This window comes from Methylobacter sp., assembly GCF_036845245.1.
GTDB lineage: Bacteria > Pseudomonadota > Gammaproteobacteria > Methylococcales > Methylomonadaceae > Methylobacter_A.
This window is the reverse complement of the sequence record NZ_DAIUEH010000006.1, coordinates 35,297-59,950: the sequence shown is the minus strand read 5'-3', so window position 1 is coordinate 59,950 and position 24,654 is coordinate 35,297. Positions and strand designations below refer to the sequence as shown.

The window sequence follows — 24,654 nt, the reverse complement described above, 5'->3', positions numbered from 1 at the left end:
GTTCCCGATTTCAAGCTAAGCCAAGAGCGTCCAGGTTTTAAAACCTGGACACCCTGAAATGACAGCGTCTTCTGATAGACGGTTAAAACTTCGGAAAAAATCATGGCCCACACAACGATGCAAAGCGCGTCAAACAGCGGCAAAGCCCAGCGCGCACAGTTAATTGCCCGGCTCAAAAAATCAGATACTCCAAACGCTGGAATTATCGGCAAACGCAACGGTAACACAATAGCGCCGTTATCCTATTCTCAGGAGCGCTTATGGATTATGTCGCAACTGGAACCGGACAACCCGATCTACAACGTCGCCGGAGCCGTGCAATTCGACGGCGTGTTGAATTGCCAAGCCTTGCAGCACAGTCTGGACGAGGTCGTCAGGCGCCATGAAATCCTGCGCAGCCGGTTTACCGAAGATGGCCAGCAGGCCTTACCAAGCAGCGGACTGCCTATGGCCAGCTTGGATCTTACAGGTTTCCAGCCGGATAAGGCGATGGAACAGTTCCAGCACTGCGCCGACGACTTTATCCAATGCCCGTTCCGACTTGCCGAACAGCCGCCGCTACGGGCGCTGCTGGCCGTATTCAGCGAACGGCGGCATATATTGCTGTTGACGCTGCATCATATCGTCTCGGACCGCTGGTCGGTCGGCGTGTTGATGCAGGAGGTCTCCGCATTATACGGCGCATACAGCCAAGGCAAGCCGTCGGCGTTGCCGGAATTGCCGATTCAATACGGCGATTTTTGCGTATGGCAACGCAGACAGCAGGAAAAATGGGCTAGGCATCTGGATTATTGGCGAAAGAAACTGACCGGCGCGCCGCCGTTGCTGGAATTGCCGGCCGACCGGCCGAGGCCGCCGGTGCCGAGCTACGTTGGCGACATGCACAACTTCGAAGTTGCCCCCGAATTAAATAGCGCGCTGAAAGAGCTGGGTAAGCAATACAACGTTACGCTGTTCATGGTGATGGCCGCCGCGTTCAACACGCTGCTGTACCGCTACACCGGCAGCAAGGATAACTGCATCGGTTATCCGGTGGCCGGGCGCAACCAAAGCCAAACGTCGGCTTTGATAGGCTTTTTTGTCAACACATTGGTGCTGCGTTGCCAATTGGAACCGGGCATGCCGTTCTCGGAGCTATTGTTGCAACTGCGCGAGCAGGCCTTGCAGGATCAGAATCATCAGGAACTTTCATTCGGCCAGTTGCTTGACGCGCTGAATCCGGTCCGCAATACCAGCCATGCGCCGTTGTTTCAGGTGATGCTGGCGGTGCAGAATGTGCCGATACCGGATTTTAGGATGCAGGATGTGTCGGCTAAGCCGTTGACCATGAATAACCGGACAGCCCAATTCGACCTGAGCTTGTTTATCGATGAACGTGACGGCAAGCTGCTAGGCAATTTCGAATACAGCGCCGATTTATTCGATGCTGAGACTATCACCAGAATGGCCGGGCATCTGCAAATATTGCTGGCCGGTATTGTCAGTAAGCCCAAAATCCCGCTGAATCAATTGCCGTTGATGTCTGAAGCGGAAACCAGGCAATTGCTTGACGACTGGAGTGGTGTAGGGCGTGCCGTGGACGCCTTAACCCCAAATGCACGCCCTACAGCGGATGCCCTGTTAATTCATCAGCTTTTTGAAGCACAGGCGCAAATGACGCCGGACAAAACGGCGCTGGCTTTTGCAGGTCAACGTATCGGTTACGGCGACCTTAACCGTCGTGCGGAGCTATGGGCGGAACGGCTATCGGATTTGGGGATTGGTCCCGAATGCAGGGTTGGCGTCTGTGCAGAACGTTCGGTAGAACTGATTGTCGGCTTGCTGGCCGTGCTCAAGGCCGGGGCCGCTTATGTTCCGTTGGATCCCGGCTATCCCGAAGAGCGCCTGGAGTTTATGCTGAACGATGCCGGTATCGAGCTGTTGCTGATCCAAAGCGCGTTGTCCGGTAAGTTTCAGCATCGCGCCGTCAACATGCTTTACCTGGATGAATATTCAGCCGAAGGCCAGGCACAACGCACTTCGTCTCGCCCGGTATCGCCAGGCAATACCGCTTATATCATTTATACCTCGGGTTCGACCGGACAGCCTAAAGGCGTTGCGGTCAGTCATCAGAACTTGCTGCATTCGACATTAGTCAGGACGAATTATTACCGCGAACCGTTGGGATGCTTTTTATTGTTGTCCTCGTTTGCGTTCGACAGCTCGGTTGCCGGGATATTCTGGACCTTAAGCCAAGGCGGATGCTTATGCCTGCCGCAACAGGAGGATTTGACCGATCCAGCAGCTTTGGCCGGACTGATTAATCGACACAATGTAACTCATTTGCTGGCCCTGCCGTCGTTTTATACGGCCATTGTCAATGACGGAAATCTGCCGAAGTTGAAATCGCTGCTGGGGGTTATCGTCGCAGGGGAGGCCTGTTCGGGCGATATCGCTGCAGAACATCGCAGAAAGTTACCGGCGGTTCAGTTTTACAACGAATATGGCCCCACGGAAGGCACGGTTTGGAGCACCGTTTACCGCAGCACAAAAGATGACGCGGGCGCCATGCTGCCGATAGGCCGGGCCATAGCTAACGTACGGGTTTATATTCTGGACCCGCAATACCAGCCGGTACCGATAGGCGTCAGCGGCGAATTGTATGTAGGCGGAGCCGGTTTGGCGCAAGGCTACCTGAACCGTCCGGCGCTGACTGCGGAAAAATTTATCCCCAACCCGTTCGCCGCCAACGGCGAGCGGCTCTATAAAACCGGCGATCTGGCGCGCTTTCGCGTCGATGGCGAGATAGAATTTTTAGGCCGCATCGACAACCAAGTCAAAATTCGCGGTTACCGGATCGAGTTGGGCGAAATCGAAACCCGCTTGCAGCAACATCCAGGCATCGAAGCCGCCGCCGTGTTGGCAAAAGAGGGCAACCAGGGCAATAAACGCCTGATTGCCTATATTGTCGGCCAATCGTCGTCTGTGCCGGAAACACAACACTTGCAGAGCTATCTTAGACAGAGCCTGCCCGATTACATGGTGCCGACGGTATTTGTCAGTTTGGAGAAACTGCCGTTGACGCCTAACGGAAAATTGGACGGCAAAGCCTTGCCCGAGCCGGACGATTCAGAGCAGGACAAGCGTCTGGGAGTCGCCCCGCGCAATGACGTCGAACAAACGCTGGCGGAAATCTGGAGCCAATTGCTCGGTGTACAAGGCTTAAGTATTCATGACAATTTCTTTAATCTGGGCGGCGATTCGATACTCAGTATTCAGGCGGTCAGCCGTGCGCATCAGGCCGGTTTAACTCTGACCGCCAAACAGCTGTTCCAAAATCAGACTATCGCCGAATTGGCGGCAGCGATTACAGAAACAGGCGTCGGCTTGGACGAGACCGGAACAAAATCGGCGGAACAGGGCCGAGTCACAGGCGAAGTGCCGCTAACACCCATTCAGCAATGGTTTTTCGATCTTGACCTGATTAATCCGCACCATTGGAACCAAACGCTACTATTGCAATCGACCATGCGGTTGGATTCGTCCATCTTGCAACAAGCCATCCTGCAACTGGTCGAGCATCACGATGCGCTACGCCTGACTTTTGCCGCGCAAGAGGATGGCCCGAAAGCCGTCAATCAACAAGAACTGCTTCCTTCATTTCTGTGCGTCGATCTGGATGCAATTGTGCCTGAGCAGCGGCAACAACATATTGCAACGATCTGCGCAGCGCAGCAGTGCAGTCTCAATCTGACTGAAGGGCCGTTGCTGGAGGTTGTGTTATTCGATAGCCGGGAAGCCGGTGAGCAACGATTATCATGGGTCATCCATCATCTGGTCGTTGATGCCGTATCGTGGCGGATTCTGCTGGAAGACCTGCATACGGTTTATCGGCAACTGGCTGACGGACAGGATATAAAACTGCCTGCGAAAACCACGTCTTTCAAACAATGGGCGACACAGTTGTCCGAGTATGCAAAAAGCGCCGCTGTACAAAATCAAGCCGATTATTGGCTGAACCGTCAACAAGCAGCCCGACTGCCGGTCGATTATCCGCAGGGACAAAACAGCGAAGCGAGTACGGCAACATCGACGGTCACGTTATCGGAAGCTGAAACCGAAGCTTTATTGCAACAAATACCTTCCGTATATCGAACTCGTATCAATGACATCCTGCTGGCCGCGTTAAGCCTAAGTTTAGCCGATTGGAGCGGCAATAATTCGGTGCTGATCGATCTGGAAAGCCACGGCCGCGAAGAACTGTTTGACGATATTGACCTGAACCGGACCGTCGGCTGGTTTAGCAGCGTTTATCCGGTGTTGTTCATGCTGCCGTCGGACAGAACGCCGGGCAACCTGATCAAGTCCATCAAGGAACAATTGCGGCACGTGCCCGGTAACGGCATCGGTTACGGCGTGTTGCGCTATCTCGGCGACGAAAAAACCGGCGCGGCATTAAAACAGCAGCCTGCCGCGCAGGTCATTTTCAACTATCTGGGCAGGCTCGATTCAGCCCTAGCGGCGGACAGTCCTTATCAATTGGCGGTGGAAGATAGCGGAGCGGGCATTGCTGCCAACAATCGACGCGCCCATGAGATTGACGTTATCGCTAAAATTCAGCAGGGAATCTTGCAGCTAGGTTTTAAATACAGCAGCGTGCGTTTTAACGGCAAGACCATAGAGATTTTGGGACATGCGTTTTTGCGCAATTTGCAAAACCTGATACGCCACTGCCTATTACCCGGTGTCGGCGGCTACACGCCTTCCGATTTTCCGCTGGCGCGCATCAGCCAGCAGGAATTGGACGGGTTAGTCTTAACGCCTGCGAGGATTGACGATATCTATCCGCTGACCCCGTTGCAACAAGGCTTGGTATTTCATAGTCTTTATGCGGAAGAATCGGGCGTTTATTGCATTTTGCTGGGCTGCCGGTTGGACGGAGCCATTAATGTTGCGGCTTTCAAACAGGCCTGGCAACAAACGATCGACAGGCACAGCATTCTGCGGACCGGTTTTTTGGTAAAGAACAGCGATATGCCGTTGCAATTTGTCCACCGCAATGGTGGTCCGCTGCCTTGGTTTGAACTGGATTGGCAACATCTTTCCAAAGAACAACAGCGACAGCATTGGCAGGATTTTCAAGCAGCCGAGTGGCAAGCCGGTTTTGATTTTGCAAAGCCGCCGCTGATGCGGCTGACGCTAATCCGCTGTTCGGACGATCGGCATTATTTTGCCTGGAGCTTTCACCATTTGTTGCAAGACGGCTGGAGCATGTCGTTAATACTCAAGGATGTTTTCGACTGTTATCAGGCCTTAAGCGCAGGCCGCGAAAGCCGGTTGCCCGCCGCCAAACCCTATCGTAATTATATCGAATGGATGCAGCGTCAGGATATGACGGCCGCTGAAACTTACTGGCGCAACACATTAGCCGGATTTGCCGCGCCTACGCCGCTGTTCATTGATAAAAAAGCCGATAACACGGTCAGCGGCAGTTATGGCCAGCAGAACCTGATGCTTTCCCGCGACAGTACCGCCCGTCTGCACAGCTACGCACAAAGCAACCGGTTGACGCTGAATACGCTGATACAGGGGGCATGGGCGATATTGCTGAGCCGGTACAGCGGCGAGCGGGATGTTATGTTCGGGGTAACGGTGTCGGGCAGGCCGACTGATCTGGACGGTATTGAAGCGATGGTCGGTTTGTTTATCAATACTTTACCGCTGCGAGTCCGGGTTCCGGCTGCCGCCGAGGTTACCGCTTGGTTGCAGCAGCTGTTGGAACACAATATGACGCTGCGACAGTACGAATACACCCCGTTGGTCAATATCAACGGCTGGAGCGAAATTCCCAGCGGCCGGGCCTTATTCGACAGTTTGCTGGTGTTCGAAAATTATCCCGTCGACAAGGTCTTGCGCGAACAGCTGGGCAGCTTGTCGATTGCCGACATTACCATTAAAGATCAAAGCCATTATCCGTTAACGGTTACCGCCGTTCCGGGAACACATTTGGAAATATCGATCAGCTATGATCAGCGATATTTCGATGAAAATTCAGTGTTGCGGATGCTCGGCCATTTTGTGGTGATTTTAGAAAGTTTTGCCGAGCAGCCCGAATCAAGGTTAGCCGAATTACCGTTATTGACCTTCGCGGAACAGCAGCAAATTCTGATGGATTGGAATGCAACCGGTGTCGACTATCGGCAAGATCAATGCATACACAGGCTTTTCGAAGCGCAAGTTGAAAAATCGCCGGATGCGATTGCGGCGGTGTTCGGAGAGCAAACATTGAGCTATGCCGAACTTAACGCCAAGGCCAATCAACTGGCGCGATGCCTGCATTCAAGAGTCGCGGGGCCTGAGCTGTTGGTCGGCGTTTGCCTGGAACGTTCGCTGGACATGGTGATAGCCTTATTAGGCATACTCAAAGCGGGCGGAGCCTATGTTCCATTGGATCCCGGTTATCCTCGTGAGCGTATCACTTATATGTTGAACGATGCAAGAGCGCCGATTCTTATTACCCAGGAAAATTTGCTGCCGTTGTTGACTGAAACAACAGTGCCGTATCTCTGTCTCGATAGCGATTGGCCGCTCATTGCAGCGGAGCCGTCGTCGAATTTGAACATTGCAGTACATCCGCAGCAATTGGCTTATGTGATCTATACCTCCGGCTCCACAGGACAACCTAAAGGAGTCATGGTTTCTCATCATGATGTGTTGCGTCTTTTTTATGCCACGGAACAGAAATTTAATTTCAACGAACAGGATGTTTGGACGATGTTTCATTCTTATGCATTTGATTTCTCAGTCTGGGAAATATGGGGGGCGCTGTTATACGGCGGACGGCTGGTGGTCGTGCCGTTTTGGCTTAGCCGGTCTCCGGTGGAATTCTACGATTTACTGGTAAAAGAACAGGTTACCGTCTTAAACCAAACGCCTTCCGCATTTCAGCAACTGGTTCGAATGGAGCAGGAACAGCTTGGCGAGCCTGGAAATTTGGCGCTGCGATTCGTTATTTTCGGCGGAGAATCCTTGGATTTGCAAAGCTTGAAACCGTGGTTCGACAAGCACGGCGACGAGAGCCCCTGTTTGGTCAATATGTATGGCATTACCGAAACCACTGTTCATGTGACGTTCCGTGAGCTAAGCCGAAAGGATTTGGCTGAATCAATGGGGAGTCCGATTGGCCGTCCTATTGACGATTTACAGGTGTATTTACTTGATGCCCGGCAGAATCTTTGCCCGATCAATGTAAATGGGGAATTAAATGTCGGCGGTGCAGGGCTGGCCAGAGGGTATCTCAATCGCCCTGATTTGACCGCAGAGCGATTTATTCCGAATCCGTACGGGGAACCCGGAAGCCGGTTGTATAAGAGCGGCGATTTGGCTTGCTATCGACCTTACGGCGACATCGACTACTTGGGTCGAATCGATCATCAAGTCAAAATCAGGGGCTTTAGAATTGAGCTCGGGGAAATAGAAGCCCGGTTACAGGAACATCGGGATATTAAACACGCGGCCGTATTAGCCAGGGAAGACCAGCCCGGCGATAAGCGTCTGGTTGCCTATATCGTTGCAGCCCGGCCTGAGTCAATCAATACCGAACAACTGCGCGCTTATCTGGCTGAGAAGCTGCCTGACTATATGGTCCCGAGTGCGTTTGTTTATCTCGAGACAATGCCGCTGTCGTCGAACGGCAAGCTTGACCGGAAAGCTCTGCCGGTACCGGACCGGCAAGCACATCGGCAAATTGTTTATGTCGCACCGCGTAACGATACCGAGGAAATTCTGGCCGCTATCTGGTCGGACATTCTGGCTGTTGAAAAGGTGGGCATCGACGATGACTTTTTCGAACTGGGCGGGCATTCCCTGACCGCCACGCAACTCGTTTCCCGGATTAATAAAAGTTTTCAATTGGAACTGGCGCTGCGTGAGGTGTTTGAAGTATCCACCGTCGCCGGGCTCGCCCTGGTCGTTGAGGATCGGCTGATTGAAAAGCTGGAAGCCTTGTCCGAACACGAAGTCGAACATCTCAACCAAAATAATATGCTTGCGGTATAGAACAATGCAAAAAACTAATGAATTATCCAATCGTCGGGCGCATTTGTCCGAAACCAAGCAAGCCATGCTGGAGCAACTTTTAAAAGGCAAGGTTAAAGCTGGTACTTCCGGCGACATCATCCAGCCGCGCCCTGAATCGGCAGTGGAACTATCCTGTTCCCAGCAACGGCTGTTTTTTCTGGATCATCTGCAATCGCTTGCTGTTGCTTACAACATGCCTGCGGCATTGCAGCTTAAAGGGACGCTTTGTCTTGCCGCGTTAGAGCAAGCTTTGGATGAGATAGTCCGCCGGCATGAGGTTTTACGTACTGTGTTTGTTCAGGAGGGCAAACAGATCCGGCAAAAAATGACGCCGGTTTTAAACCTGGCTTGTCCTGTTGCCGAGCTTAACGATTTAGCGGATGAGCTGCGGCAAACGGAAACACAACGGTTGCATCAACAAGAACTGCATAAACCGTTCGATCTGGCGCAGGGGCCGTTGCTGCGCGTCAATCTGATACAGCAGGCCGCAGACCGCTACCTGCTGTTATTTACGCTGCATCACATCATCTCGGACGGCTGGTCTATCGGCATCCTGGTTCGCGAATTTTCCGAGCTTTACCGGGCTTTTATTGAAGGCCGTCCTTCGCCGCTCTCCGAACTCCCGATTCAATACGCCGATTTTGCCTATTGGCAAAAACAGTGGCTGCAAAGTGCGGCCTATGAAAAACAGCTGGCCTATTGGCAACGGCAATTACAGGGTGCTCCCGATACCCTGGCGTTGCCTACAGACAGGTCGAGGCCCGCGCAACCAAGCCATCGCGGCGCCAATTATCATTTTTCGGTACCGGACACGCTGTCCGCACAACTTAACAGCTTAAGCCGCCGACACGGTGTGTCCGTCTTTACCACCTTGCTGAGCGCATTCAATGTATTGCTGTACCGCTATACCGCACAACACGATATCTGCATCGGCACGCCTGTCGCCAATCGCAACCGGCAGGAATTGGAAGGACTCATCGGCCTGTTCGTCAACACGCTGGTGTTGCGTAGCGATCTGTCGGGTAATCCGGCGTTTTCCGGCTTACTTAAGCAAACCGGGAACAGGGTTCTGGAAGCCCAGGCTAATCAAGACCTGCCGTTTGACAAACTGGTGGAAGCGGTTTCCGGCGTACGCGATTTAAATCAAACACCGCTGTTTCAGGTGCTGTTTGTTATGCAAAACACGCCTTCCGAAACTTTCAGCCTGCCGGGGCTGCAACTGATGCAGGGCAACGCGGAAACCCAAACGGCCAAATTCGATTTGTCCTTATTGCTGACGGAAACCCATGCAGGTTTGCAGGCGGTTTTCGAATATAACACCGACTTGTTCGAGCAGGCGACGATGCAGCGCTGGTCGCAGCATTACCTCAACTTATTGCAAGCTATAGTCAGTCGGCCGGACCTGCGCATTGCCGAACTGCCTTTGCTGAGTCCGGCCGAGAACCGGCAAATTCTGCTCGACTGGAACGCCACACAAGTTCGCTTTCCGCAAGATCGGTGGATACATCAATTATTCGAGCAACAGGTTGAAGTTACGCCGGATGCCGTTGCGGTTATTTTCGAGCAGCGCTTTTTAAGCTATGCCGAACTCAATATCAGGGCCAACCAGTTAGCGCATTATTTACAGGGCGGCGGTATCGGGCCGGATGTGCGGGTGGGCGTCTGCATGGAGCGTTCTTTGGAGTTGGTGATTGCTCTGCTGGCCGTGCTCAAGGCGGGTGGCGCTTATGTGCCGCTGGATCCCGGCTATCCTCAGGAGCGGCTGGATTTTATGCTGAGCGATGTCAACGCGCCGGTCGTTTTGACCCAGAGCCCTTTGCTAAGCAAGCTCGCCGCAAGTTCGGCAAAGCTGCTGTGCCTGGACACACAATGGCCGGAGCTGGCCGGTGAAGCGGTCGTCAACCCGGAGGTAGCCTTGTTGCCGGAACATCTGGCGTATTGCATTTATACCTCCGGCTCGACCGGAAAGCCGAAAGGCGCGGACGTGCCGCATCAAGGGATTTTGAACCGTCTGCAGTGGATGCAGGCGGAATACAAGCTCGATTCCGATGACCGGGTATTGCAAAAAACCCCGTTCAGTTTTGATGTCTCGGTCTGGGAGTTTTTCTGGCCGTTAATGACTGGTGCGACACTGGTCGTGGCTGCGCCGGAACAGCATAAAGACAGCAGGGCGCTGATTGAGCTGATCAAGCGGCAGCGGGTGACTACGGTGCATTTCGTACCGTCCATGTTGCAAGCCTTTCTCGATACGCCGGGCGTGGAAACCTGCACGTCCTTGACACGGGTTATTTGCAGCGGCGAAGCCCTATCCGCCGAGCTGGTCAGGCGTTTTTACCAACACTCCGGCGCAAAACTCCACAACCTGTACGGACCGACCGAAGCTTCGGTCGATGTCAGTTATTGGGCGTGCCGGCCGGATACCGGCGATGCCGTGCCCATCGGCAAGCCGATTGCCAATATCGAACTGTATATCCTGGACCGGCAGCTTAATCCGGTGCCGGTCGGCATTCCCGGCGAGCTGCATATCGGCGGTACCGGCCTGGCTCGCGGTTATCTGAACCGGGCCGGGCTCAGCGCCGAAAAATTCATTCCCAACCCGTTTTGTGCCGCGGGCAGTCGTTTATATAAAACCGGCGACCTGAGCCGTTTCCGCGCCGACGGCAACATTGAATACTTGGGCCGGATCGACCATCAAGTCAAAATCAGGGGCTTTAGAATTGAGCTCGGGGAAATAGAAGCCCGGTTGCAGGAGCATGCCGGTATTAAAGAAGCCGCTGTTTTGGCACGGGAAGACCTGCCCGGCGACAAACGTCTGGTTGCCTATGTCGTCCCCGTCAATCCGGACGCTATCGATGCCGAACAACTGCGCGCTTATCTGGCTGAGCAATTGCCCGAGTACATGGTGCCGGGCGCATTTGTTTATCTGGATGCGATGCCGTTATCGCCGAACGGTAAATTGGATCGTAAAGCCCTGCCTGCGCCTGACCGGCAGGCACAGCGGCAAACCGCTTATGTCGCACCGGGTAACGGCACCGAACAGGCGCTTGCCGCAATCTGGGCGGACGTTCTGGGTTTGGAGCCGGTCGGTATCGAAGACAATTTCTTTGCTCTGGGCGGCGATTCCATACGCAGTTTGCAGGTCATTAATTTGGCTAAAGAATGCGGTATCGAGTTTAGCCTGGAACAGCTTTACCGGCATGGCACGATCCGTGGTTTGGCGGCGTTATCGGGGGCGTCCGCTATGCCGGTCGCACCGCAGTCGCCGTTCGCTTTAATCACCGAGCATGACCGGGCCTTGTTGCCGGGTGCGGTCGAGGATGCTTATCCGTTGTCGACATTACAGGCCGGTATGATTTTTCATAGCGAATACGATAAAGCCGCTTACCATCTGGTAGACAGTGTCGAGCTCCGTTGCGAATTGAATAGCCAGGTGTTACAAACCGCAATTCGGCAGACGGTGGACCGGCATCCGGTGCTAAGAACGGCTTTTGATATGGGCGGCTACAGTGAGCCGTTGCAACTGGTTTTCAGTGCCGATAAAGTTTTCGCCGAGATCGCAGTTGAAGACTGGCGCGATTTATCAGCCGAACTGCAACGGCAACAATTCAAGCTCTGGCTGGAGATGGAAAAATCCAGTTCCTTTGTCATTACACAAGCGCCGTTGATCCGTTTTCATATCCACCGCTTCAGCGACGACCGCTTTCGCTTCACGGTCACCGAGCATCACGCGATACTCGACGGTTGGAGTCTGGTTGCGATGCTGAACGAGATTTTTAAGCGCTATACCGCGTTAATCAAAGGTCATGCAGAGGCAACGGAATCAGTTCCGGCCAATGCATTGCGGGATCTGGTGGACTGGGAACGCAAGGCAATCCAATCCGAGCCTCATCGCCGGTACTGGCGGCAAAAACTGGCGGATGCCCGGCATTCCACGTTGCCGTCCGGCATCAATGGGCAAACCGGGAATAAAGCCAAACAGCTGATAACGTTATCGCCGGAACTTACCCAGGGTTTGCAGGCCTTGGCGCAATCGCTGGCAGTACCGCTGAAAACGGTACTACTGAGCGCGCATCTTAAAGTGCTCAGTATGCTGTACGGAGAAAGCAACATCACTACCGGGCTGGTTTGTAGTGTTCGGCCCGAAACAGCCGACGCGGATCGGGCCTTGGGCGTTTTTTTAAACACCTTGCCGTTTCCGATGCAACTGGACGGCGGGAACTGGCGGGATTTGATCCTTAAGGTGTTCGCCGCCGAACAGGAATTGCTCAAATTCCGCTTTTATCCGTTGGCGCAAATTCAGCAGGAACATGAGCGGGCGGCTTTATTCGATGCGATGTTCTACTACCTTCACTATCACATCGCAGGCGATTTGTTACAGTCCGATGAGCTGAAAATTCTGGATTGGGATGATCATATTCAGGCGATTTTTACTTTAAACGTCGCCTTCCATCTGGACATTCAAAGTTCGCAATTGCAAGTTGTGGTCGCTGTCGATGACAAGAAATTATCCGGCGCTCAAGTCGACAGTATTATCGAATATTTAGTTAATGTGCTGACCGATATTGCGCAGAATCCATCGCATCGCCATGACCGGCAAAGTTTTCTGCCCGCTCGCGAACAGCGCCGGTTAACTGTCGATTGGAATAATACCGCCGTTGACTATCCCCGGTACCGTGGCCTGCACCAATACTTTGAACAACAGGCAGCCGATACGCCGGACGCGCTTGCCGTTGTCTTTGAAGACCGTTCTTTGACTTATGCCGAACTTAACGCCAAAGCCAATCAGTTGGCGCATTACCTGACAGACCGGGGCGTCGGCCCGGATATGTTAGTGGCCGTTTGCCTGCAACGCTCCCTGGACATGATGGTTGCGCTGCTGGGCATACTCAAGGCCGGTGGGGCTTATGTGCCTCTCGACCCGAACTATCCGGCTGAACGTTTGACCTACATGCTGGAGGATTGTGCGCCGGTAGCGCTGCTGACTCAGCTGGCGTTACAAGATCGATTTTCTACAAAAAACATTCCCAAACTAGTACTGGATGGCGATGAGGATCCGGCTATTGCACGGCAGACGAAATGCAATCCCGATCCTGCAGCGCTTGGGTTGACCGTCCGGCATTTGGCCTATGTTATTTATACATCCGGTTCAACGGGACAGCCTAAAGGCGTGATGATAGAACATTCGAATGCGCTGAACTTTATCGCATGGGCAAAAGCGAGCTTTCCTTATCGACAGTTGGCGCATACTTTATTTTCGACCTCGATCAATTTCGACCTGGCCGTCTATGAAATTTTTGTTCCGCTCAGTTCGGGAGCGACGGTTCATCTTGTCGAAAACCTGCTGGCAGTCAATGATTCATGCGCGGGCATTACCCATATCAATACCGTGCCATCGGTCATCAATGCGCTAAACGGCACAGGGCAAATTCCGCATTCGGTGCAATCGGTCAATTTGGCAGGCGAGCCGTTAAAGCAAGCTTTGGTTGACGGTATTTTTGCTTCGACGCAGGTGCAAACGGTTAACAATCTTTACGGTCCAACAGAAACGACCACTTATTCCACCTGGGTATCGATAGCGAAAGCACAGACATTTCCGGCTCATATCGGGCGGCCTATCGCCAACACGCAAATTTATATTCTCGATGCGCAATTGCAACCCGTACCGCCGGGTGTATCGGGCGAAATATACATCGGCGGCGCCGGGGTCGCGCGAGGTTATCTGAATCGGCCCGAGCTTACCGCGGCACGTTTCATTGCCGATCCTTTCAATACCGACGCCAAGGACAATGCCCGTCTTTACAGAACCGGTGATTTAGGGCGGTGGTTGGAAAAAGGCAATATCGAGTATTTGGGGCGCAATGACTTCCAGGTCAAAATCCGGGGTTTCCGTATTGAATTGGGCGAAATAGAAGCTCAACTCGCCCTTTGTGACGGTGTACGCGAAGCCGTCGTTATTGCCCGTGAAGATAAGCCGAACGATCTACGGCTGGTCGCTTATTTGTTGACTCAGGACAACATCGAACTGTCGCCGGCTGAATTACGCAGCCGGCTTGCGGTGGTTTTGGCCGATTACATGATACCCAGCGCCTTTGTTTGTTTGCCCGCCTTTCCGCTGCTGCCGAACGGCAAGCTTAATCGCAAGGGTTTGCCGCAACCGGAAATCAGTGAGATGTCCACACAGGACTATGTCGCACCGCGCAGCGCAACGGAAATAATTCTGGCGGAAATATGGGGGGACATTCTGGGCATTGAAAAAGTCGGTATCAAGGACAACTTTTTCGATTTGGGCGGACATTCGCTATTGGCGACTCAGCTGGTATCCCGATTGTGCAACCGATTTAAAATCGAATTGCCGCTGAAAATGCTGTTTGAAGCCAATACGCTTGAAAAACTGGCCGAAACAGTCGATCTGGCAGTGTGGGCCGGTAACAATGCGAGCAAGCTGCGATCAGACGATGAAACCATTTACGAGGAAATAGAATTATGATGGAGACCGAGTTGCTGGCTACCTTACGCGATTTAAACATTAAGGTTTATGTTGAAGACGGCAGTTTAAAATGTAAGGCTCCGCAGAATACTTTAACCGATGAAATCAAAACGCTGCTTAAAACCAGAAAAGAGCAGTTGATTGAAATTCTGTCCCAGGCTGAACAATATAACGATGCGCCGATAACGCCTGTTTTACGCACTATCCCCATTCCGCTTTCATACGCTCAGCAACGCTTATGGTTTCTGGATCAATTGGAATCCGGCAGCGCTTTTTACAATATACCGATTGCGCTGAATTTGAGCGGCCGGTTGAATGTTTTAGCGTTACAACAAAGCATTAACGAAGTGGTCCGGCGACATGAAAGCCTGCGCACCGCTTTTGTTACGGTAAACGGGCAGCCGATGCAGGAACTCAAGCCCGATCTTGTCGTTCCCATCATGCAGGTGGACATGACCCTGTTGTCCGGGCAGGCGCGGCAAACATCAATACAAAGTTTGTGCGGACAGGAAATCGCAAAACCGTTTGCGTTATCAAGCGATCCATTAATCCGCATTACATTGATCAATTTATGTCAAGGTGACAGACAGGAATATATTCTGTTGATGACCTTGCACCATATCGTGTCCGACGGCTGGTCGTCAGCGCTATTGACCCGTGAATTCGTCGCGCTGTATCAGGCTTTCAGTGCAGGCAAGCCGTCTCCATTAACGGAGTTGGCTATCCAATATGCCGATTTTGCCTACTGGCAACGGCAATGGTTAAGCGGCGACATTTTGCAACGGCAAATTGATTACTGGCAAAAACAACTGAACGGCATACCTGAGCTGTTGGAGTTGCCGACCGATTTTCCAAGGCCGCCGGTCATTAGCTATTGCGGGGCAAATTACACCTTCAGCATACCGCTTGCGTTGGCGGAACAATTCCGGGCTTTAAGCCGACAGCATAATGCCACCCTGTTTATGGCCTTATTGGCGGCCTTTAATGTCTTGTTATTCCGTTACAGTCACCAGCAGGATGTGTGTGTCGGCACTCCGGTTGCCAATCGTAATAAACTGCAAATAGAAGGCTTGATAGGTTTTTTCGTCAATACGCTGGTGTTGCGCACCGATTTGTCGGGTGATCCGCAATTTAACGAATTATTGGCCCAAGTCAAAGGCACCGTCCTGGATGCCCAGAAGTATCAGGATCTGCCTTTTGATCAAGTGGTCGATATTTTAAAGTTTGACCGTAACAGGAGTTACAACCCTTTATTTCAGGTATGGTTTACCTTGCAGAATGCAACACAGCAAGCGCTGGAAATACCGGGTTTAATTATCGGCAACGTGGAAGGCGAAAATACGGTCTCCAAATTCGATCTGGCCTTGCACTTACAGGAACAGGAAAACGGCTTATTGACCGGTGTGTTCGAATATAACACCGACTTGTTCGAGCATCGTACGATAGTCCGGCTGGCCGATCATTATCTGACTTTATTGCAAAGCATCGTCAGCCGGCCGCAAGCCCGGTTGAGTGCATTACCGATTTTGACTCGGGCGGAAAAACAGCAAATCCTGAGAGATTGGAACAACACTCAAGCCGATTGCCCGGAGGGGCTGTGTCTTCAGCAATTATTCGAGCAGCAGGTTGAACTTACACCGAATGCGGTCGCTGCGGTATTTGAGCAGCAGTCTGTCAGTTATGCCGATCTTAATGCTAAAGCCAACCAGTTAGCCCATTTTCTGCGTGGTAAAGGCGTCGGTGCCGAAGTGCCGGTGGGCTTGTGCGTCGAACGATCATTGACGATGGTTATCGGCTTATTGGGTATTTTGAAGGCCGGCGGCGCTTACGTGCCGCTGGACCCGGATTATCCTGACGAACGCTTGCGGTATATGGTGCAAGACATACAAACGCCTATCCTGTTGACGCAACAGCTGTTAGTCGAAAAATTGCCCGGCTGCGGCGCTGAGATTATATGCCTGGATCAGCGTTGGCCGGAGATAGGCCAATATCCTTCGCATAACCCTGCTGTCGAAAATAACCCGCTTGATTTGGCTTATATCATTTATACCTCCGGTTCTACCGGAAAACCGAAAGGCGTTATGGTCTCGCATCGCAATGCCGTGCATTCCACGTCGGCCAGATTCTCCGCTTATCGAGACAGGGTGCAGGCCTTTTTGCTGCTTTCTTCTTTCGCGTTCGACAGTTCCATTGCCGGAATATTCTGGACATTAGGGCAGGGCGGATGTTTATGCCTGCCTTCGCATAACGGTGCCAAAGATCCGGTCATGCTGGGCCGTATCATGGCTCGCCAGCAAGTTTCGCACTTGCTGGCGTTGCCTTCGCTTTACGCATTATTGTTGAAACAGCTGCCCGCCCAACTGCAATCGCTGAAAACCGTCATTGTGGCAGGCGAGTCGTGCCCGACCGAAGTCGTCAAACAGCACTATGCGGTACTGCCCGAAGTCTATTTATATAATGAATACGGGCCTACCGAAGCCACGGTATGGAGCAGTGTTTATCCGGCAGGAATTGATGATATCGACCGGCCCTTATCAATAGGTCGCCCGATAGACAATGTGCAAATCTATCTATTGGATCGTACCGGTTCACCTGTACCTGTCGGCGTTCAGGGCGAACTTTATGTCGGCGGCGCAGGTGTGGCGCGCGGTTACCTGAACCATCCCGAGTTGACTGCGGAAAAGTTCGTACCGAATCCGTTTAATGAAGCAGGCAGCCGTTTATATAAAACCGGCGACTTGGCCCGTTATCGCCCGGACGGTAATATCGAATTCCTGGGCCGTGTCGATCATCAGGTCAAAATACGCGGATTTAGAATCGAACTCGGTGAAATAGAAACGCGGCTTCTGGCGTATCCCGAGGTAATAGAAACGGCTGTGCTGGCGCGTGAGGATCAATCTGGAAACAAGCAGCTTATTGCTTATGTCGTCGGTCATCCGGATTACCTGCCGGATTCGGCCGCCTTACGCGAACACCTGAAAGCCGTCTTGCCGGATTATATGCTGCCGACCGCTTTCGTCTTTCTTGAGAATATGCCGTTAAGCGCTAACGGCAAGATTGATCGCAAGAGTTTATTGGCGATTAATGCCGATGCGCCGGTAACAACACAACATAGCCTGGCTGCCACGCCGACGGAGAAAAAACTGGCGCAAGTCTGGGCCGAGTTGTTGATGATAGAGTTGCCGGACAGCGGAGCCAATTTTTTCGACTTGGGCGGCCATTCCTTGCTGGCTATAGAACTGGTGTTTGCCGTGCAAAAAGCATTCGGCATCGAGCTGATGTTGGTAGACATATTCGATCAGCCAACGCTGGCCGGGCAGGCTCGATTGATTGATGGAGACCCAACCGATAATTCGCAAAAAGACATATTAATTGAGTTGGAGGCCGATGCCGAACTCGCCCCCGACATTATTGCTATTCCATCGGCTCCTATCAATATCGCTAATGCGCAAGCCTCATTTTTAACTGGCGCAACCGGTTTTCTCGGCGCATTTCTATTGGCTGAGCTGCTGAAACAGACGCGAGCCGACATCTATTGCCTGATCAGGGCGGACAATGAACAAGGAGCCGCGGAAAGATTAAAGCAACAACTCAGTCGTTATGAACTCTTGGAGCACATCGATTTCAAACGGGTTATTCCTGTGTGTGGCGACTTATCAAGCGACCGGCTGGGCCTTAGCGAACAGCGGTATCGCGAAATTGCCGCGCAGGTGGATGTTATTTATCACAACGGCGCACTGGTCAATTTCATTCAGCCATACCGGACTTTAAAACCGGCTAATGTAGCGGGTACGCAGGAAGTGTTGCGTTTGGCCTGCACGGAAAAACCCAAGGCCATTCATTATGTTTCAACGCTGTCGGTGTTCAGCGAGAAAGCCCCGATCCATCCTCACGGATTCAGCGAATATGATGAACCAAGGCTGACAGTAAATCTCGATAACGGTTATGCCCAAAGCAAATGGGTGGCGGAGCAACTGGTCAGGAAGGCTGGCGATCGTGGTTTCCAGGTTAGTATTTATCGACCGGCAACGGTTGCCGGCGATACCCGCAACGGTATATGGAATGTTGACGATTTTCTCTGCCGATTGCTGAAAGGCTGTATACAACTGGGTTTTGTGCCTGAAGGCAATAGCCGAATGGATATGGCGCCGGTCGATTATATGAGCAGGGCTATTGTCTCGCTATCGTTGCTGCCGAGTTCCATCGCCGGCTGTTTTCATTTAAATCATCCCATCCCGCCCTGTTCCGATGAATTGGTCGATTGGTTTTGCCGGTCAGGCTATCTTCTGGATCGTATCCCTTATCAAGACTGGGTGAAAAAGGTGCTGGCGACCGCGGAGGACGAGCGCAAAGACTTTGCCTTATTGCCGTTGCTGTCGATGTTTTCGGATCAAAACCGGGAGGATGAGACGGAATTATCAGAAGAAAACAGTATTCGCTACGATTGCCGGGAAACGCAAAGGATTTTGTCCGGACTCGGTATCGAGTGCGCTTTGCTGGATGGCGAGTTATTGACGCGTTATCAAGACTATTTCAGGCGGAGCGGGTTTGTTCGGGAGCCTGATCATTATCAAGAGCAATTATTTTAAACAAAATGATTTTTGCGGGTGGGGTGGATTTTAAGCTTGCTCGTCTACTTTTTGTAAATGCATAGCTTGTACTGACAATAATATCCGCGCGTCATTAGGTTCGGTTTTTTCCAGAACTCACCGCGAGCACGAAACGACTAAGGAAAACTCTAGAATGGTTAATAAGAAGAACGCTTTTTTCGGTGAAATGGCGGTTAATTCAGGAAAAAAGATCGGGACATGCCTCATGAGTGGGGTTTTTATTTTAACGTTTTGTCATGCGCTACCGGCGTTATCGGAAACAGGCAACGCCCCAAAAGTCCAATTTGATTTACCGGCCGGTGATTTGGCTACAGCATTGACTCGTTTCGCGGAGAAAACGGGAATGGAGTTAAGTTATCCGGCCGCTATGACCGCAGGAGCAAAATCCAAGCCGCTGAAGGGCAGCTATAGCACCCAAGACGGACTGAATGAACTATTGCGGGGCACCGGCTTGGCTTATCGCCAGACTGGGGATAATAGCGTTACTTTGCAGAAGGTGGCTGTTGCGGATACGAAAGCGAATGCTTCCACCCTAAAAGCTATTACTGTGACAGGTACAAAAAGCTATGCGGCCGACACCGGCTACGCTGCTATCAATGCCACTACCGGCACCAAAACCGATACGCCGTTATTCGATACCCCTATTTCCGTGCAAGTGGTACCGAAAGCGGTCATCGACGACCAGCAGGCTATCGGTCTGGAAAATACGCTTAAGAACGTCAGCGGCGTTGCCAAAGGCTTTGGCTTTGGCAGCGACAAAGATGAAAACATATTCATTCGCGGCTTTGACAACGGGGGAAATATTTACCGAGACGGCGTGTTGATGCCAAATACGCCGATTTCGTTGGCCAATGCCGAGCGCGTTGAAGTGCTGAAAGGGCCGTCAGCCATGCTGTACGGACGCGCTCAGCCGGGCGGCCTGGTTAATATTGTCACCAAAAGACCGCAAGCCGAGGCTTATTATTCGCTGCAACAGCAATTCGGCTCTTTCGATACTTATCGTACTCTGCTGGATGCCACCAATAAAATCACCGAGGATGGCTCGCTGGCTTATCGGGTCAATTACGAGCATTTGGATGCCGGTTCATTCCGGGATAATCATCCCACGACTCGCGATTTTGTCGCCCCTAGCCTGACTTGGAAGATTACCGACAAAACCCAGCTGGACTTGGATTTTATGTATCAGAATGTCAAAGCCGTCGCCGATTCCGGCATCCCTTACAGTCTGCAACTGACCGGTGCGATTCCGGGAAAAATTCCGATAAATTTTTCCGGCAATGAACCGACCGATTATGCCAATAGGGAATCCTATACCGGCGGTGTGACGCTAACCCATAACTTCAACAAAGATTGGAAAGTCCGCGCTAAATTTTCGACCCATAACCAAACCTATTTAACAGCACAGACTTCTTCGAATGGGAACGCCGATCTTTTGGGGAATTTGTTGCGGGGTTTTGTAAAAACCAGCGATGACTTCCACAACCAATACGGCACTGTTGATATAACAGGACATTTCACAACAGGGCCTTTGAAGCATGCTGTACTCCTAGGCGCCGACTATTATCATTCTAAAGGCAGGAATCTTAATGCTTTTAGCGGGGACGTTCCGACGATCAATGTGTTTAATCCGCAATACGGTTTTAATAGCCTAAGCAATCTTCCGTTGGGTAACCAAAACGACAATATCAATGAATGGTATGGGATTTACCTGCAAGATCAAATTTCGTTGTGGGATAAATGGCACTTATTAATGGGCGGCCGCTTCGATAATGCTGTGTACAACGGCTATGACGCTCAGGGGGTTTCCACCGATCATACCGACGACGACAATTTCAGTCCGCGTATAGGCTTGTTATACCAACCTGTTTCCTGGCTGGGAGCCTACGTAAATTATGTCAGCGGCTTCAATGCATTTAATCAGGGGCGGCCGATAGAGGGTTCGTCATTTGCGCCGGAAAAATCCAAGGAAATGGAATTCGGTTTAAAAGGCGAATGGCTGGATGGCAGATTGCGTTCTAACTTGGCTTTCTTTGAGTTGACAAAAACGAATGTTAAATCGCAATTGCCGGCACCTTTTGACAGTTTTTACGCGACAACGGGAGCACAACGCAGCCGCGGTATTGAATATGATCTGCAAGGGCAATTGACTGATTACTGGAATGTAATCAGTACTTATACTTATACCGAAGCAGTTGTCACCCAAGGCAATGATTCGCCATTCAGCGGCGTGGGCAAAGCGGGCGACCGCTTCGCGAATATCCCCAGAAATGCTGCAAGTTTTTGGTCGACTTATGATTTTTCAAGATTCGGTGCTAAAGGCTTTAGCGCCGGGGCGGGCGTCTATCTGGTCGGCAGACGCGAAGGCAATGTCAATAACAGTTTCCAAATACCCGGCTACGCACGGGTTGACACTATGCTGAAGTATCAACATCCGGTAGGCCCATCCAAGCTTACCTTGCAATTTAATATAGAAAACCTGCTGGATAAAGAATACATCGCCTCCAGTAACGGCTATGGCGATTTTATCTTTCAAACTCTGCCGGGCGCACCACGCACTTTCCTGGGTTCGGTCAAGGTGGAGTTTTAACGGGCCGAGTAAAAGTCGGGTTGCGTACTTTATGCAGCCCGGCTTTTTAATGCCATACCAGTCTCTTGGGTTAGCGGCGAATCGATTAATCCAAGCTCATGCACTGAAAATGCCTGATGGATACGGTTCGAAAACGAAGCCATAGATGGTCATCCACTACTTGATAATGATCTCAAAAACAGCCAGCAACTCCTTATTTGACATCAAAACCCGCCGCAAGCTGTGGTTGAGGGTGCATCTTTATATCGGTTTGTTCGCCGGCGCCGTATTTGTACTCATTGGTTTAGCGGGCAGCTTGTCGGTATTTGGGCCGGAAATCGACTCGGCAGTGAATCCGGCGCTTAAAAAAGTACAAGGCTATCCTGCACAAGCGGCTTATCGGTCTTTGGATGAGATTGCAGCGGCGGCTAAGGCGGTTATTCCGAAACAGGGCCGGCCGTATGCCTTTGTATTTCCCGGTCGGCAGGATGAAGCGTTTATTATTACTTACAGTACGCCTGCACAGGTCCTGGGGCAAAGCGAATGGCATCAGGTGTTTGTTAATCCTTACAATGCCGACACCCTCGGACAACGGCTGATGTTTGACACAGGCAATCCGTGGCGAGGCAGCCTGATGAATTTTTTCGTGCGTTTTCATTACACACTGGCTTTGGGTGAAGCAGGACGCACGATTGTCGGCATTGTCGCGTTGTTTCTACTATTTTCAGTATTGACAGGGCTGATAGTTTGGTGGCCAAGCTCAGGCAAGCTTATGCAGGCTTTAACCATTAAAAGTCACGCCAGCGCCGAACGCTTCAACTTTGATTTACATAAAACGGTCGGTTTTTATGGCTCTGTAGTGCTATTGGTTGTGCTGGTTTCAGGTATCGAGATGGTATTTCCCGATTATGCGGATGGTCTTATCAAGTTGTTTTTGCCTTTGGCGTCGGCGCCTAAGGCTCCGATGTCGGTAGAAATAGACTCAACAGAGGCTATTACTTTGGCTCAAGTTGTTGCCGTAGCCGACCAACGTTTTCCCGATGGCGCTTATAAATGGATTTTTTTTCCTCAAGGAGAGCGGGATGTCTATCGTATTGTCAAAAGGGCGCCGCAGGAAGTTAATCATACCCGCCCGACACGAACGTTATGGCTTGATCAATATAACGGCAAGATAGTGCAGGAACACGATCCGGAGAGCAATGCCGCCGGGGATGTTTTTTTGCAGTGGCTTTATCCTTTGCATAACGGCGAAGCGTTCGGGCTCGGCGGAAGAATTTTGATTTTTATATCCGGATTGCTTCCAACGATTCTTTATGTAACGGGCTTTATTCGTTGGCGGCAGAAACGCAAAACGAAGATAAAACATAGAACAAAGCCAATTAGAAACATGCCTCTTTCAAGTAAATAATTATTTTTCCTGGTATAGATATTACTAATGTCAACAATCCTGTTTTTTGTTCATCCTATGGCGGGTTCTGTAAATGCCGGCTTGAAAACAGCCAGAGAATTGCAATCGATAGGCCACCAAGTGTACTTCCTGGGCTTGATTCAATGTGAAAAATTTGTGAAGCCTAACGGTTTTAATTTTATTCCGTTATTTGAGAAATGGTTTCCAAAAGATGTTGGAGAAGCTAACGAAAAAACACCGTTAGGCTTTTGGCAACAAATAAACAGAGGGAAACAGTATATAGGTCATATAAAAGCATTTATTGATGCGCTGATTGCAGGGGACGATAAAGAGTTTTTCAAGGTTATCGATGAACTAAAGCCGGATCTGATAGTCGTTGTCGCTACGCATTATGATTCTTTTATTTGGGCCCTGCTCGCCTATAAGGCAGGTATAAAAACGATATATTTGCACGACACTTTATGTAGATCTAAATCGACTCAAATACCGCCGATTACCACGGGAATAATCCCTGTCGATTCAATGGGTTCAAGGTTTAGGGTCGTATTGGCATGGCAAATGTTTTTATTGTTTAGATTTATTAAAGAGCTTTTTTATTCTTTGATATTAGGTAGCCAATTGGGTTCATCTTATGGGGTTAATAAATTATGTAAACATTATCAATATCCGCTTCAGTTAATTGAGACCTCTACAGATATGTTGGCTCCAAAATTAAAGCTTACTGAAATAGTCCTATGCCCAAAAGAATTTGATTTTCCAGGCGCAGAACAGGTAGGGCGTCATTATGCTGGGGTATCAATAGATTTGAATCGTGAACAGGCCGTTTTTTCCTGGGAAAGAATCGATGCTTATAAACCGCTAATTTATTGTGCCTTAGGTTCGTTAGAGTGTCTGACTAAACAAGATCGTATTGCTTTTTTTAATATAGTTATTGAAACCGCAAAACAACATCAAGAATGGAGCTGGATTATTGCTATAGGAAATCAGTTAGATGTGGAGCAATTTAACGGGATTCCAAGTAATATTGTTTTGGTTAATAGCGCTCCGCAATTAAATATATTAAAAAAAGCGGAAGTTATGATAACTCATGGAGGTACTAATACTATTAAAGAATGTATTTGGTTTGGCGTTCCTATGGTAGTTTTTCCGTTGGAGTTCGATCATTATGGAAATGCCGCCAGAGTTGTGCACCAAGGTCTAGGATTAAAAGGCGATATAAAAAAAATTAATGCTTCAATATTATATTTTATGATTGAACAAATATTTAAAAATCCATATTACCGAGTTCAGGTTAAGTTGATGAAAAATAAATTTGAAGAGGTTGATAAGTCAGGATCGGCCAGCAGTATTATTAATTCGATATGTTTGTAATTAATGCTGTTTTTTATGACGTTAAATTAATCTGTCAATATTATTATGGTAGTGAGTTTAAAAGATAATATATTTATAGCCGTTTTAAATATGTAGTCGGAATTCATGTATTTATTACTCATTATTTTATTCGTATACAAAACTGTATCTTGGA

At 50.6% G+C, this 24,654-nt stretch carries 6 protein-coding genes; all 6 read left to right on the top strand.

Annotated elements, in window-relative coordinates:
* The first annotated feature begins 102 nt into the window (after positions 1–102).
* The 6 genes from V7051_RS04390 to V7051_RS04365 all read left to right on the top strand — a co-directional run bounded on the left by V7051_RS04390 (position 103) and on the right by V7051_RS04365 (position 24,500).
* Positions 103–8,037 carry an amino acid adenylation domain-containing protein gene (locus V7051_RS04390; protein ID WP_333873814.1) on the top strand — a complete coding sequence of 2,645 codons (7,935 nt, stop codon included), beginning with the start codon at positions 103–105 and terminating at the stop codon, positions 8,035–8,037.
* A gap of 4 nt (positions 8,038–8,041) precedes the next feature.
* Positions 8,042–14,545, top strand: coding sequence for an amino acid adenylation domain-containing protein (locus tag V7051_RS04385; RefSeq protein ID WP_333873813.1), 6,504 nt, complete (start codon positions 8,042–8,044; stop codon positions 14,543–14,545).
* Entirely contained in the window at positions 14,542–19,134 is a 4,593-nt protein-coding gene (locus V7051_RS04380; RefSeq protein ID WP_333873812.1) for an amino acid adenylation domain-containing protein, read from the top strand. The genes V7051_RS04385 and V7051_RS04380 overlap by 4 nt, the downstream gene beginning before the upstream one ends.
* Positions 19,135–19,288: 154 nt before the next feature.
* Entirely contained in the window at positions 19,289–21,742 is a 2,454-nt protein-coding gene (locus V7051_RS04375; RefSeq protein ID WP_333873811.1) for a TonB-dependent siderophore receptor, read from the top strand.
* 166 nt (positions 21,743–21,908) lie between these two features.
* Positions 21,909–23,129: a PepSY-associated TM helix domain-containing protein gene (locus V7051_RS04370; protein ID WP_333873810.1), complete on the top strand. Its 1,221-nt coding sequence runs from the start codon at positions 21,909–21,911 to the stop codon at positions 23,127–23,129.
* 27 nt (positions 23,130–23,156) lie between these two features.
* Complete coding sequence (locus tag V7051_RS04365) at positions 23,157–24,500, top strand: nucleotide disphospho-sugar-binding domain-containing protein (RefSeq protein WP_333873809.1); 1,344 nt, start codon at positions 23,157–23,159, stop codon at positions 24,498–24,500.
* Positions 24,501–24,654 lie beyond the last annotated feature (154 nt).

What these genes read in the sequence shown, in the direction of transcription:
- V7051_RS04380 (WP_333873812.1), top strand. Translation starts at nt 14,542, where the DNA reads ATGATGGAGACCGAGTTGCTGGCTACCTTACGCGATTTAAACATTAAG.
- V7051_RS04390 (WP_333873814.1), top strand. Translation starts at nt 103, where the DNA reads ATGGCCCACACAACGATGCAAAGCGCGTCAAACAGCGGCAAAGCCCAG.
- V7051_RS04365 (WP_333873809.1), top strand. Translation starts at nt 23,157, where the DNA reads ATGTCAACAATCCTGTTTTTTGTTCATCCTATGGCGGGTTCTGTAAAT.
- V7051_RS04385 (WP_333873813.1), top strand. Translation starts at nt 8,042, where the DNA reads ATGCAAAAAACTAATGAATTATCCAATCGTCGGGCGCATTTGTCCGAA.
- V7051_RS04370 (WP_333873810.1), top strand. Translation starts at nt 21,909, where the DNA reads ATGATCTCAAAAACAGCCAGCAACTCCTTATTTGACATCAAAACCCGC.
- V7051_RS04375 (WP_333873811.1), top strand. Translation starts at nt 19,289, where the DNA reads ATGGTTAATAAGAAGAACGCTTTTTTCGGTGAAATGGCGGTTAATTCA.